Genomic DNA, 13,139 nt, shown 5'->3' with positions numbered 1-13,139 from the left:
GATCTCCAAGTTCGTCGCCAAAGGCGCCCGCATCCGCGGCCCCAGCTACAAAGCCACCATCAGCATCGAGATCTGCGCACCCACCGACCCTTGACCACCACACCCATCGCCTAACTACACGGCTTTGCGCCTAGCCCTGCGTCGGTTCCTCGAACAGGGTGCGGGCCCTGGCCTCGGCCTCGTTGAGGGCCTTGACGTGCCCGGGGGCGAGTTCCTCCACGCAGCGGGTCATCTCGTCGGTGACGCGGCTGAACGCGCTCTCCTCCGCCCCGCGCAGCGCCGCCCGGACGGTGGCCGAGCGGGCGCCGAGCGCGGCCCACTCCAGCTCCAGCCGCGCGACCGCCTCGTCGAACGCCCGGGTCGTCTCGGCCCCGGCGTCCTTCAGGTCGTCCGGGACCGGGCCCCGTCCCGACTGCCGCGCCTGGCCCGACAGCGCCGAGATGCGGCTGGCCAGCGCCAGTCCCTCGCGGGCCAGCGGCAGGACGTCGTGGATCAGGTCGGTGACGGCCTTGGCCAGCTCCTCCACCCGCGTCAGCAGCGTCTGCGTCGCCTCCTCCAGCGCGCCGGAGGTGCGCTCGGCGACCCGCTCGGCGACGTCCCGCTGCCGTTCGGACAGCACCGGGACGACGTCGCGGTCCAGCATGCGCCGCAGCTCGCGTTCCCGTTCGCCGCGCTCACCCGGGCCGGCCTTCTCGGCCCAGTCCGCCCAGACGCGCTCGATGCGCTCCTCCCCGGAGGCGGCGATCTCCGCCGTGATCTCCTCCAGCGCCTCCCCCGCGCGGGCCTTCAGCCGTTCCACCCGCCCGTAGAGGGCCTCACGTTTGAACGGGTCGTTGAGCTCGTTGAGCTGCGCCTGCAATCGACGGGAGACGTCGATGGCATGCTCGGCCAGCGGTACGAGGCGGTCGGCGAGCCCGTCGAGCGTCTCCGCCCGGCGCGGGTCGGTCAGCTCGGCCACCCAATCGGGAAGGTCGTGCGCCATGGCCCCCATGCTGCCACCACCGCGCACGCGAAACGGCCCACATCCCCCGGCGCGCCCCGCATGGACGACCGAAAAGCCGGTTCGGCCCGGGTAAGTGTGTCTGGACAACCCGTGATCAGGGTAGCGTTGCTCGCCGTGGCGGGCTATTCCGATGACCTGCGTCTCGCGCATGTGCTGGCGGACGGGGCCGACGACATCACGACCAGGCGTTTCCGCGCTCTCGATCTCGCCATCGAGACCAAGCCGGACCTGACCCCGGTCAGCGACGCCGACCGCAGCGTCGAGGAGCAGATCCGCGGCACGCTGAAGCGGGCCCGCCCGCGGGACGCGGTGCTCGGCGAGGAGTACGGCAAGAGCGGGTACGGGAACCGCTGCTGGATCATCGACCCGATCGACGCGACGAAGAACTTCGTACGGGGCGTCCCGGTCTGGGCGACGCTGATCGCGCTGATGGAGAACGACGAGATCGTCGTCGGGGTCGTGTCGGCTCCCGCGCTGAACCGGCGCTGGTGGGGCGCGCGGGGCGGCGGCGCCTGGACGGGACGCAGCCTGACCCGCGCCACCCGCATGACCGTGTCGTCGGTGGCGGACCTGTCGGACGCGTCGCTGTCGTTCTCCAGCCTCAGCGGGTGGGAGGAGCAGGGGCGGCTCGACCGGTTCCTCGACCTGACCCGCTCGGTGTGGCGGACGAGGGCGTTCGGCGACTTCTGGTCGCACATGATGGTCGCCGAGGGCGCGGTCGACGTGTCGGCCGAGCCGGAGGTGTCGCTGTGGGACCTCGCCGCGCTCCAGGTCATCGTGGAGGAGGCCGGCGGGATGTTCACCGACCTGTCGGGCGTGCCCGGCCCGGACGGCGGCAGCATCGTGTGCACCAACGGCAGGCTGCACGCCGAGGTTCTGCGCACCCTGGGCGGCGGGCAGCTCTCCCTCCGGATCTGACCCCCGCGTCCGGCCGCACCCCCCGCCTCGGGGACGGATCGTCCTACCTGCGAGGACAGATCGGTATGGCCATCGGGCAGACTCGCGACATATCGTGGAACAGCGGTCGCGGGGTGGCCGTTGTACAGAGTGGGCGGCCCGTAAACGGAGGTACCAGATGTCGACCCAGACAAAGTTCGTGATCGGCGGCGTCGTCGTCGGCTTCCTGACCCTGTTCATCTTTCCCTGGTGGCTGACCGCGCTGATCATCCTCGGCGTCCTCGGGACGCCGCTGGTCGGGTACATGATGCTCGACCCGTCCCAGCGCAAGCGCGTGCGCGCCCAGGGCCGCAAGCGCCTCGGCAGCTGACCTAGTCCCAGAGTTCGCGGTCGCCGCCGGAGGGGTCGTTCACGACCTCGTCGGCGGGGCCGTCGAAGACCTTGACCGCACGGGCGGACGGATCGAACCGCTCCCAGCCCGGGTCGCCGTGCGCGGCGAAGGCCGCCCAGGCGCGGTGCATGCGGTCGGCGAGGGCCTGCGGCGGGTTCGGCCCGGCCAGGCCCTCGGCCGTCCTCGTCAGGTTGTCGAAGACGAACCCCAGCTCCAGCGCGTGGCACGCGCCCAGGCCCGGCTTGGGCGACGGCCACGCGAACTCGTACATCCACGTCCCGCCGGCGCCGCCGGACGCGGCGTGTCCGGCGGCGGCCCGGTTCGCCGGGATGCGGAACAGGTGGTCGGTGATGATCGTCGCCATCAGCTCGCCGGGGGTCATGTCCGGGTGGCGGCCGCGGTAGGCGGCGGGAAGGCCGGGCGGCACGCCCATCGCCGCGGTGACGGCGCCGACGAGGTCCTCGGTGAGGCCGTCGGCGATGCCGGTGGGCATCAGGAAGAGCCGGAACTCCTCGGACGTGTAGCCGATGAGGAGGTCGACGTCGCGTCCGGCGCCGTCCGCGATGGCGTCCTCGGGTCGCCTGGTCAGCAGGTCCCCGTCCAGGACCGGGGTCAGCGACATGCCGCCCGCGGCGGTGGTGGCGCCCCAGCGGCCGGGGTCGGGCAGCGCCGTGACCTCCGCGGCGACGGCCGACTGGACGGGGAGGATCGCGGCCGGGTCGAGCGCCGCGAACGCCTCGGCGGTCGGCTCCACGCCGAGCCGGGCCGCCATCTCCTTCGTGACGAGCATCGCGTCCTCCGGGTCCTGGGCGATGCTGCCGGCCCCGCTCTGCGCGATCGCGCGGCCGAAGAGCCCGAGGTCGAGGGAGAGCAGTGTGGTGACGCTCATCCCGCCGGCGGATTCGCCGAAGACCGTGACGCGGTCCGGGTCGCCGCCGAACCCCGCGATGTTGCCGCGCACCCACTCCAGCGCCGCGATCTGGTCCCGCAGGCCCCGGTTGAGCGGGGCGCCGGGAAGGTTGGCGAAGCCCTCGACGCCGAGCCGGTAGTTGATCGTCACGCAGACGACGCCGTCGCGGGCGAAGGTGTGGCCGCTGTAGACCGGGACGGCCCCGGACCCGTTGCGGAACGCGCCGCCGTGGATCCACACCATGACCGGAAGCCCGGAACCGCCGGGCTCCGGCGTCCAGACGTTCAGGTTGAGGCAGTCCTCACCCGGGATGTCCGGATCGGGCAGCAGCGAGTCGTAGGGCTTGGGGTAGCCGGGCTTGGGCGCGGTCGGCCCGTACTCGACGGCGTCGCGGACGCCGTCCCACGGCTCCGGCGGCCGGGGCGCCTGGAAGCGGTCGGGCCCGAACGGGGGCGCGGCGTACGGGATGCCGAGGAAGGCGGTGACGCCGTCCCGCGTGCTGCCGCGGACCTTCCCGTAGGCCGTCTTGGCGACCGCGTCCATGCCCGCCTCCAGTTCTAGAACCAAGTTCGACAGTAGGAGGGTACGGGACCGCGCGGGGACTCTTCTACGGGCGGAGCATGCGGGTGAGGTAGTCGCGGGCGAAGGCGCGGATGGCGTCCTCGTCGTCCAGGGCGAGCCCGCCGCCGGGGACGAGGAGCAGCGAGACCGCGAGCCGCAGCAGCACCTCCGCCACGGTGTTGTGGTCCTCCGGGCCGCCGGGGTTGGCGCGGCGCAACCGGTCGGCGAGGATGTCGCGGGCGGCGAGCATCACCGCGCCGCCGTTCATGCTGAGCTGCGGCAGGAACGCCTCGGGCTCGCTCTCCAGGACGCGGGTCATCAGCGGGTGCGTGCGGGCGCTCTGCAACCCGACCACGAACCCTTCGACGACGGCGTCGCCGGGGGACGCGAGGTCCTCGGTGGCCTCCGCGATCGCGGTGAGGAACCGGCGGCACTCGCGCAGGATCACCGCCTGGAGCAGCTGCTCCTTGTTGGTGAAGCGCCGGTAGATGGTGGTGCGCGCGACACCCGCCCGCTTGGCGACGTCCTCGACGCTGACCCTGCGCAGCCCGTAGGTCTCGAACTCCATGAGCGCGGCGTCCAGGATGCGGGTGTCGAGGTCGTCGGCCCCGTCCTCGGGTGCGGCCAGCCGGGCCAGCAGCCCTTCGGCGGTGGTCGCGCGCCCCGTGGTCGCGTGCCCTCTGGTCGCGTGCATGGTCATAGCGGCACCCTAACCGGCTCCGGCGCCCGTCTCGTGACTCCGGCTCGCACCGACGGGCGCTACACAGTTACAATAATCGTTGTTTTGTAGTTCTGTCTCCGATCGACGGCGGTGACCATGACGGACCGGCCCGAGACGCAGGCCCCGGCTCCCCTCGGACCGGGCTCGCTGACCTGGCGCTACTTCGGCGACACCCGGATGCTCCTCGTGGGGCCCCGGGCGGCCGTGCTGCAGAACATGCTCCCCGCGCTCGGCCAGGGCGTCCTCGACCACTCGGTGTTCTTCTCCGAGACGTTCGCGCGGCTCAAGCGGTCCGCGGGCCCGATCATGAACACGGTGTACGGCGCGGAGCGGTCCGCCGAGACGGGCCGGAACGTCCGCGACTACCACCGCGAGATCAAGGGCACGATGCCGGACGGCTCCCGCTACCACGCGCTCGATCCCGAGACCTACTACTGGGCGCACGCCACCTTCCTCGACCACATGCTGTACTGCGTCGAGACGTTCATCAGGCCGCTCGGCGAGGCCGAGAAGCGCCGCATCTACGACGAGTCCAAGGTCTGGTTCCGGATGTACGGGGTCAGCGACCGGGCCATGCCCGAGGACTGGGAGGCGTTCCAGGCGTACTGGAAGCGGATGCTGGACGAGGAGATCGTCGCCCACAAGACCGCCCGGTACGGCGTCGGGTACGCCACCAAGGGGCTGCCCGCGCCCCCGAAGGTGCCCGCGCCGGTGTGGCGCGCGGTGTCGCCGCCGCTGAACGCGGTCGCCCGGTTCATCACGGTCGGCGGGCTGCACCCGCGGATGCGCGAGCTGCTCGACCTGCCGTGGAGCGAGGCCGACGAGCGCCGCCACCGGCGGTTCGCCGCGGCCGTCCGCGCCGCGAACCGGGTGTGGCCGCTGCTGCCCGAGGCCGTCCGCTACATGCCCGAGGCCCGCCGCGCCTTCCGGAAGGCCCGCCGAACGCCCCGTCGAGGTCAGCGGGAGCGGATCCGGTCGTCGTAGTGGCTTCTCGCTTCCTTGTCGTAGTCGAGGAAGATCTTGTCCAGGCCCAGGCGGCGCTGGACTGCCTGCTTGACCCTGTCGGAGAACAGGGCGCTCATCCTGAGCTGCCTGCCGAGCTTCTTCGGGACGACGACCTGCGGGCGCGGCCTGCCGACCAGCTCGACCACGGCGGCGGCGATGTCCTCGGGCTCGCAGTTCCGCTGCCCCTTCGGGCTGCTCGTCCCCGCGACCAGCTCGGTGTTGGTGAACGTCGGCAGGACGGCGCTGACGTGCACGCCGCGGTCCTGGACCTCCAGCCTGGTCGCCTCGGTGAACCCCAGGACGGCGGCCTTGCTGGCGTTGTAGAGGGCCAGGCCCGGGGTGAACATGACCCCGGCCACCGACGCGATGTTGACGATGTGGCCGGCGCCGCGCGGCAGCATCCGGTCGAGGGCGAGCTTGGTGCCGAGCATCGCGCCGTGCACGTTGACGTCGATGCAGCGGCGCGCGTCGGCGTCGGTCTCGCCGGTCACCGGGCCGATCGGCATGATCCCGGCGTTGTTGATCACCACGTCGAGGCGTCCGGCGGACTCCTCGGCCGCGTCGAGGAACGCGGTGAACGACTCGCGGGACGTCACGTCCAGGGCGAGGCCGGTGACGCCGAGCGAGGCGGCGGCCTCCTTGACGGCGGTCTCGTCGATGTCGCCGATGACGACGGTGGCGCCCTCCCCGTCGAAAGCGGCGGCTTGGAGGGCGCGGGCGGTGGCCAGGCCGATGCCGCGCGCGGCGCCGGTGATCGCGATGACCTTGCTCATGGGCGCTCCTCCGGGCTCATCGGCTCTGCTCCAGGCGGTCGAGGCGGACGGGCAGGCCGTCCTTCGGCGATGGCAGGGACGTGGTGTCCAGGGGCCACTCGTACCGGGCGGGCACGCTCCAGCGGTACCGCTGGAGCACCTGGTGCAGGACGGTCTTGACCTGCATCCCGGCGAAGTACATGCCGATGCACTTGTGCGCGCCGCCGCCGAACGGCGACCACGCGTACTTGTGGGCCCTGTCCTCGCGGCGCTCGGCGTAGAACCGCTCCGGGTCGAAGCGGTCCGGGTCGGACCACCATTCGGCCATGTGGTGGTTGCTGAGCATCGGCACGACGACGAGGGAGCCCGCCGGGATGTGGAAGCCGAGGATGGAGGTGTCCTTGACGACCTTGCGCGGCAGCGCCGGGACGGGCGCGACCATGCGCAGCGACTCCTTCATCACCATGTCGATGCCGGTGAAGTGGTCGAGGTCGTCGTAGCCGGGCTGCGCCCTGCCGAGGCCGAGCGACTCCTCGCGCAGCCGTTCCTGCCACTCGGGGTACTTGGCCAGGTGGTACGCCATCGTGGTCAGCGTGATGGTGGTGGTGTCGTGCGCCGCCATCAGCGCGAAGATCATGTGGTTGACGACGTCCTCGTCGGTGAACCGCTCGCCGTCGTCGGTCTCGGCCTGGCAGAGGGCGGCGAAGAGGTCGTCGCCGCCGTCGCGGCGCTTGGCGGGCAGGTGCCGGTGGAAGAACTCCTCCAGCACCTTGCGCGCCCGCAGGCCGCGGTGCCAGCGCAGCCCCGGGACGGGGAAGCGGACGTAGGCCGTCCCCGCCCGGACGGCGTCGATGAACGCGCCGTTGACCCGCGCGCGCTCGGCGTCGTCCAGTTCGACGCCCATGAAGACGTCCACGGCGAGGTCGAGCGTGAGATTCTTGATGTGGTCGTACACCTTGAACCCCTGGCCCGGCTCCCACGACTCGACGCCCTTGATGATGCCGGGCGCCATCGCGTCCATGTAGGACTGCAGGCGGGGACGGGTGAACGCCTCCTGCATGATGCGGCGGTGGTGGAGGTGCTCCTCGAAGTCCAGGAGCATGATGCCGCGGGTGAAGAACGGCCCGATGAACGTGCTCCACGCGGGCCCGTTCGCGAACGCCTTGTCCCGGTTGACCAGGACGGCCTGGGCGGCCTCGGGCCCCTGGACGGTGACGGTCCGCTGGCCGAGCAGCCACCCCCAGGCGACGGCGCCGTACTGGTCGTACCGCTTGCGGGCCATCCCGATCGGGTCGCGCATCACGGCGAGCGTGCTGCCGATGTACGGGATGCCGGGCACGCCGGGGACCGGTTTCAGGCCGCTCCCCTGAGGCGGCGGCGCGAGGACGCTCGTCATGACCCCTCCCGAACATGCGTGCAACAAAAGGCCGAAATATGTTCCTTTGTTCTAACGTAACCGACGGCCGTAAGTCCAGGCTTATCACCCGGCGCCTTGCGGCCCCGCGGTCAGCGCGCCTCGCGGGCCGCCGGAGGCGCGAAGAGCCGGCGCCGCGCGGCAGCGGTCAGCGGCCGGTACGCGCCCGCCTTGTCCCGGTAGTAGGTACGGCCGTCCCCCGCCGGCGGGACGCCCTCGTCCCGCAGCGGCGCCGTCCGCAGCCGCCCGCCCGCCGTGACGGGCATCTCGTCGACGACGCGGACGAGCGCGGGCCGCAGCCCCGGCTCCACCCGGAGCAGCGCCTCGGACAGGTCCAGGGGCTTGAGGGCCGCCGCGTCGCGCAGGCCGACCGCGGCGGCGGCCACCTCGGTCTCCCCCGCGGGGATGCCGTAGACGGCGACGGTGTCGATGTAGGGCAGGTCGCCGAGCGCGTCGCGGATCGGGCCCGGCGGGACGATGCCCTCGGCGGTGCGGATCAGCTCGGCCTCCCGCCCGGCCGGCCAGTAGTCGCCGTCGGCGTCCCGGCGGAACAGGTCCCCGGTGATCGTCCACGCGTCCTCGGGGGCGAAGACGCCCCGCACGGGACGGGCCGCCGCGCCGATGGCGGCGAGCCGCACCCGGGCGAGCAGCATGCCGATCTCGCCGGGCCCGCACTCGACGGCCAGCCCGTCCGGTCCCAGCTCCAGGCGGCCGAACTCCAGGTCGTACCGGGCGAGCCGCACCTCGGCGCCGCCCGGCAGCGGCCGTCCCAGCGACCCGGGCTTCTTGCCGCTCAGGTTCACCAGGATCGACTCGCCCTCGGTGGAGGCGTAGAACTCCAGCACACGGGCGGGCGCGAACCGGGCCTCGACCCGCCGCCACAGGCCGCGCGGCATGCCGGAGCCGATGAACAGCCGGACGGCGTGGTGCCGCTCGGCCGGGTCGCGCGGGGCGTTGACCAGACCGCGCAGCGACATCCACGTGTAGGACGCGACGGTCACGCCGTAGCGGCGCGCCTCGTCCCAGAACGTCGCGGGGTCGTAGCCGCCGGCGAGGGCGAGCCGCGCGCCGCCCGCGACGGCGCCGCCGAGGCTCATCAGCAGCGCGGACGGATGCTGGATCGGAGTGATGCTGTACACGGTGTCGGACGGCGAGAGCGCGGCCGACGACGCCGTCCCGAACGCCGACAGCGCCCAGCGGCGGTTCGTGATGCGGCTGGCCCGCAGGTGCTCCCCGTCGCCGGTGAAGACGACGAACGCGAGGTCGCCCGCCCGCCCCGGGTTCGGCCGGTACCAGCCGGGAAGCTCGACCCGCTCGACGTCGATGGCCTCCATGTCCGTCAGCGGCATGTCCTCCAGCGGGATGTCCGCCGGGGTCCCGCGTTCACCGCGTCCCGCGCCGCCGAGCAGGTAGCCGTCGACGCCGTCCAGCTTCACGGCCCGCGCGGCGTGCTCGGGGTCGGCGATCACGCGGGTGACCCCGCTCAGCCGCGCCTCCGCGGACGGGTCGCCGTCGGGACGCAGCAGGACCGCGACGGCGCCGAGCCGGCTGAGCGCGGCCACGAGCGCCAGCGCGGTCGGACGGGTGCCCATCAGCACGCCGACCGCGTCGCCGCGCCGGACCCCGATGTGGATCAGCCCGCGGACGACGGCGTCGATGCGGCGCCTGGCGGCGTCGTGGGTGTGGCCCCGCCCCTGGTAGAGGAAGAACACCTCGCCGGGACGGCTCCGCGCCTGCTCGTCCAGCAGGAGCCCCAGGGACATGCGGGTGTCGGACTGGATGCGCTCCAGCCGGGCCAGCCGCGGCAGGTTCCGCGCGGCCTGGCCGGTGAGCTGCCGGGTTCCGTGCACCGCCCGCGACGCGGTGCGCAGCGCCGAGCGGGCGGCGCTGGTCCCGGCGCCCATGGCGAGCTGGAGCCCGTATCCGGCGGTACCGCCGGGCAGGTCGGCCGGGGCGGCCTCCTCGTCCCCCGCGACGGGCGCCACGATGTCCGGCAGGTCCGCCTGGCCGGCGCGCCACTTCGCCCACCCGGCGACCGCCGGCCAGGTCCGCTCGATCGCGAGGCTTCCGACGACGAGCCCGAAGTGCCCGGCGCGCAGGGACGCCTCGTACACCTGGGCACGCGGCGCGGCCCGCCGGATCCCGCGGACCATCGGCGGCGCCGCGATCTCGTCGACCTCGCCGACGAACGTGAGCACCGGGCAGGTGATGTCGGCCAGCGTGACGAGCCGGTCGCCGATGAGGAAGCCGCCGGTCAGCATCCGGTTGTGCTGGATGAACTGGCGGATGAACTCCGCCAGCGCCGGGCCGGGCCACGACACCCAGCCCTCGCGCTCCAGGAACCGCCGCTGCCGCTCGCGCGGCGCGAGCCGCTCCCGGTCGTGCAGCTGGAGGATGAAGTCGACCCGCGACCGCACCGACTTGACGGGGCTGAGCACCTGGAAGCCGAGCCGCGTCACCCAGCCGGGCACGGCGAACCCGCCGAGCAGCGCGTCGGGTATCCGCTCCGCACCCTCGGACGCGAGCCAGCTCGGCAGGCCGAACGGGAGGCCGACGCTGGTGTCGGCCGGGCTGCCGAACGTCACCACCGACTCGATGCCCTCGCTGCGCCGGTACGCCGCGGCCTGGTAGACGAACATGCCGCCCTGCGAGTACCCGGCGAGGTGCACGTCCCGCCCGGTGGCCTCCCGGATCCGGTCGACGGCGTCGCTGACGGCCAGGACGTGGTCGCTGACCGTCCGCTCCAGCCCGCCGGGCTCCCGCTCCGGGGCGCCGAAGTCCACCACCCACGGGTCGACGCCGAGATCGTGCAGCACCCCGACCGCGCTGACCCGCGAGGAGATGTCGTACACCTCCGCGGTGATCATCAGCGGCGGGACGAGCAGCACCACCGGTCCGTTCCGGGGGGTGTGGGGGGTCGTCCCCCCACGAGGGACCGGCCCGCCGGCCGACTCCGGGAAGTAGTGCCGCAGCCGGTACACCCGCTGCTCGGTCACCACCTCGCAGGGCGAGGCGTCCTCATCGGTGTCGAACCCGCCGAACCTGGCGACCTCAAGGGCGTTCTGGGCGGTTGAACCCAGGCGTGACCCCAGGCGGAAAAGCGTCTTGGCAACAGCCGGCATCGTCGACCTTCCACAGCGTCAACGCCATGGTGTCCTGTTATCACCGGCTTTAGCAATCGGACGATCACTTGCCGCCTTCCGGGACGATGCCTGCTCAGGGAACGATGCGCGCCCCGTCCATCCGCCCGGACTTCAGCCGCTCCCACATGTAGCGGCGGCGCGGCTTGCCGCTCGACGTGCGGTGGATCAGCCCGGTGCCGACGACGATCGTCAGCTCCACGTCGTCCCCGAGCCGGCGGCGCAGCATCTCGCGGACGGCGCCCGTCCACGACTCGTCCTGCGACTCGGCGAACAGCGCGACGCCCTTGCGCCCGGCGTCCGGCACGGCGACGGCCGCGATGCGCCCCTTCCCGAGCCGGCTCACCTCGGCGATCTTCGCTTCGAGGTCCTCGACGTACACCGACCGCCCGCGGACCTTGATGCTGTCGCCCATGCGCCCGAGCACGAACAGCTGGCCCTCGTGGAAGAACCCCGCGTCCCCGGTGTGGACCCTGCCGTCGATGAACCGCGTCGACTTGGCCTCCGCGCCCGCGTAGTACCCCGGGCAGGCGGACGCGCCACCGACGACGATCTCGCCGAGGAGCCCGTCGCCCAGCTCGTTGCCGTCGTCGTCCACGATCGTGACGGGGACGCCGTCCTCGGGCGTGCCGCAGCCGACGACCCATCCGGCCTTCGCGCCGAGCGACTCCGGCCCGAGCGGGTGCTGCTCCAGGATCCGGACGGCCTCCCCGAACGACAGCGACTCGGGGTCGGGCCGCACGGCGAGCGGGGGGCGCGGCACGCTGTCCATGGTGACCAGCAGCGTCGTCTCCGCCATGCCGTAGGCGGGCTTGTACATCGTCCGCGAGAACCCGAACGGCTCGACGAGCTGGGCGAACACCTCCAGCGTGTGCGGGTCGATGGGCTCGGCGCCGATCAGCGCCATCTTCCAGCCGGACAGGTCGACGCCCTCGAGCTGCTCCGGCTTCACGCGCCGCGCGCAGTACGCGTACGCGAACGGCGGCGCGGCCGTGTGCGCGGCCTCGGCGAAGCACCTGATCCACCGCGCGGGGTCGCGGATGAAGTGGTCGGGGCGCATCAGCCGCAGGGTCCCCTGCCGCGCGATCGGCGTGATGAAGGTGCCGATGAGCCCCATGTCGTGGTACAGCGGCAGCCACGTGGCCACCACGTCCCCGTCCTCGTAACCCGCCGACCGCGCGATCAGGTCGCAGTTGGACTCCAGGTTCTCCCAGGTGACCATGACGCCGCGCGGCGCGCCGCTGGACCCGGAGGTGAACTGCAGCAGCGCCAGCTCACCGGCCGGCTGCACCTCCGCCTCGTCCACGGCCTGCCGGGGCGTCCACGGCCTGCCGCTCATCCCCGCGTCGTCCATGGCCCGCCCCGCGTACTCGGACAGGTCCTTGGAGGCGACGACCAGCGCGGGCGTGGCCTGCCGGAGGATCGCCGCCACGTGCGCGACGTAGTCGTCCCCGTCCTGGAACAGCGGCGGGGTGATCAGGCATACGGTCGCGCCCGCGGCCCAGACCGCGTAGTAGGTCTCGATGCACGTGAAGTCGGTCGGCAGGATCAGGCACACGACGTCACCGGGCCGGACCCCTTCCTCGATCAGCGCCCCGGCGGTGCGTCGCGCGGCGGAGGCCAGCTCACCGTAGTCGCGGAATTCCCAGCCGCCGTCGTCGGCCGCCAAGTGAACGCCGCGTCCGCTGTTCGGCTTCTCCAGCCATTCGCGCAGCGCAGATCCCATCGTGTCCCTTTCGACTGGCCTCGGTCACCCACGTGACTCGTCGGTAACTTCACCAGGACGGCACGTTCCCCGTCAACCGGGCCGATCAGCAAAGAGACCAGGCGGTCATTTGGAGGCGTCCCACAACGCCGCTCAGCCCTGGCGGGCGATCCTCCGCGCCCGTGTGACCCGTGTGACGAGACGCCATCCGAGGAGCGTCAGAGCAAGGAAGAGAGTGGCGACGATCACGAACGCGAGGGCGGTGCCGCCCCCGGACAGGGCCCGCAGCGCCATCCCGCCGGTGACGGTGACCGCCCAGACGACGACCCCCACGGGCCAGAGCGCCTCGGCGCCCCGCCAGGCCCGCGAGACCGCCCATCCTGCGCCGAGCCCGGCGAGGAACGGCCAGACCGTCGCGAGGTACCCGGTCAGGCTCGCGGCGTCCTCGTGCGTGGCACGCCCGATCGCGATGAACACGAGCACGCAGCACACGTCCAGCAACCCCGCCACGCCGTTCCGCATGCCCCCAGCATAGGGACGCCGGGCCACCGGTCAGGGGGCGGCCGCTCCCCCGCCGGATCAGCCGCCGCCCGGGCCGCCCCTGCCGTTCATCACCCACGGGGGCGGCGGGGCCTGCCCG

General features: G+C 72.7%; 11 protein-coding genes. 3 read left to right on the top strand and 8 right to left on the bottom strand.

Annotated elements, in window-relative coordinates; all coding sequences use genetic code 11:
* Positions 1-130 precede the first annotated feature (130 nt).
* Positions 131-982, bottom strand: coding sequence for a hypothetical protein (locus E1281_RS29300; protein WP_131882946.1), 852 nt, complete (start codon positions 980-982; stop codon positions 131-133).
* Positions 983-1,117: 135 nt separating this feature from the next.
* On the opposite strand from E1281_RS29300, the gene hisN reads away from it, so the two are divergent.
* Positions 1,118-1,921, top strand: coding sequence for a histidinol-phosphatase (gene hisN, locus E1281_RS29295; protein ID WP_131882945.1), 804 nt, complete (start codon positions 1,118-1,120; stop codon positions 1,919-1,921).
* Between the two features lie 157 nt (positions 1,922-2,078).
* A complete protein-coding gene (locus E1281_RS29290; RefSeq protein WP_131882944.1) occupies positions 2,079-2,270 on the top strand; it encodes a hypothetical protein in 192 nt (63 codons plus the stop codon).
* Position 2,271: 1 nt separating this feature from the next.
* On the opposite strand, the gene E1281_RS29285 is transcribed toward E1281_RS29290, so the two are convergent.
* Both E1281_RS29285 and E1281_RS29280 read right to left on the bottom strand, forming a co-directional pair.
* Positions 2,272-3,768, bottom strand: coding sequence for a carboxylesterase family protein (locus E1281_RS29285; protein WP_243717528.1), 1,497 nt, complete (start codon positions 3,766-3,768; stop codon positions 2,272-2,274).
* A gap of 40 nt (positions 3,769-3,808) precedes the next feature.
* Complete coding sequence (locus tag E1281_RS29280) at positions 3,809-4,462, bottom strand: TetR/AcrR family transcriptional regulator (RefSeq protein WP_243717526.1); 654 nt, start codon at positions 4,460-4,462, stop codon at positions 3,809-3,811.
* Positions 4,463-4,579: 117 nt separating this feature from the next.
* On the opposite strand from E1281_RS29280, the gene E1281_RS29275 reads away from it, so the two are divergent.
* Positions 4,580-5,467: an oxygenase MpaB family protein gene (locus tag E1281_RS29275; protein WP_131882947.1), complete on the top strand. Its 888-nt coding sequence runs from the start codon at positions 4,580-4,582 to the stop codon at positions 5,465-5,467.
* Here E1281_RS29275 and E1281_RS29270 read toward each other — a convergent pair.
* The 5 genes from E1281_RS29270 to E1281_RS29250 form a co-directional block, all read right to left on the bottom strand.
* Positions 5,440-6,261: an SDR family oxidoreductase gene (locus tag E1281_RS29270; protein WP_131882943.1), complete on the bottom strand. Its 822-nt coding sequence runs from the start codon at positions 6,259-6,261 to the stop codon at positions 5,440-5,442. The two genes, E1281_RS29275 and E1281_RS29270, sit on opposite strands and share 28 nt — an antisense overlap.
* Before the next feature lie 16 nt (positions 6,262-6,277).
* Entirely contained in the window at positions 6,278-7,636 is a 1,359-nt protein-coding gene (locus E1281_RS29265) for a cytochrome P450 (protein ID WP_131882942.1), read from the bottom strand.
* Positions 7,637-7,746: 110 nt separating this feature from the next.
* Entirely contained in the window at positions 7,747-10,776 is a 3,030-nt protein-coding gene (locus tag E1281_RS29260) for an AMP-binding protein (RefSeq protein WP_131882941.1), read from the bottom strand.
* Between the two features lie 94 nt (positions 10,777-10,870).
* Positions 10,871-12,520: an AMP-binding protein gene (locus tag E1281_RS29255; RefSeq protein WP_131882940.1), complete on the bottom strand. Its 1,650-nt coding sequence runs from the start codon at positions 12,518-12,520 to the stop codon at positions 10,871-10,873.
* A 132-nt stretch (positions 12,521-12,652) separates the two neighbouring features.
* Positions 12,653-13,021: a DUF3054 domain-containing protein gene (locus E1281_RS29250; protein ID WP_131882939.1), complete on the bottom strand. Its 369-nt coding sequence runs from the start codon at positions 13,019-13,021 to the stop codon at positions 12,653-12,655.
* Between the last annotated feature and the right edge of the window lie 118 nt (positions 13,022-13,139).

Origin of the sequence: Actinomadura sp. KC345 (assembly GCF_004348515.1) — a bacterium.
Classification (GTDB): Bacteria; Actinomycetota; Actinomycetes; order Streptosporangiales; family Streptosporangiaceae; genus Spirillospora.
Note: the sequence above shows the minus strand (reverse complement) of the source record. Positions and strands in the feature narration are given on the sequence as shown.

Bases quoted from the DNA above. Each gene is read 5' to 3' on its own strand.
- E1281_RS29300 (WP_131882946.1), bottom strand. From the start codon at position 982: ATGGCGCACGACCTTCCCGATTGGGTGGCCGAGCTGACCGACCCGCGC.
- E1281_RS29290 (WP_131882944.1), top strand. From the start codon at position 2,079: ATGTCGACCCAGACAAAGTTCGTGATCGGCGGCGTCGTCGTCGGCTTC.
- E1281_RS29280 (WP_243717526.1), bottom strand. From the start codon at position 4,462: ATGACCATGCACGCGACCAGAGGGCACGCGACCACGGGGCGCGCGACC.
- E1281_RS29275 (WP_131882947.1), top strand. From the start codon at position 4,580: ATGACGGACCGGCCCGAGACGCAGGCCCCGGCTCCCCTCGGACCGGGC.
- E1281_RS29270 (WP_131882943.1), bottom strand. From the start codon at position 6,261: ATGAGCAAGGTCATCGCGATCACCGGCGCCGCGCGCGGCATCGGCCTG.
- E1281_RS29265 (WP_131882942.1), bottom strand. From the start codon at position 7,636: ATGACGAGCGTCCTCGCGCCGCCGCCTCAGGGGAGCGGCCTGAAACCG.
- E1281_RS29260 (WP_131882941.1), bottom strand. From the start codon at position 10,776: ATGCCGGCTGTTGCCAAGACGCTTTTCCGCCTGGGGTCACGCCTGGGT.
- E1281_RS29255 (WP_131882940.1), bottom strand. From the start codon at position 12,520: ATGGGATCTGCGCTGCGCGAATGGCTGGAGAAGCCGAACAGCGGACGC.
- E1281_RS29250 (WP_131882939.1), bottom strand. From the start codon at position 13,021: ATGCGGAACGGCGTGGCGGGGTTGCTGGACGTGTGCTGCGTGCTCGTG.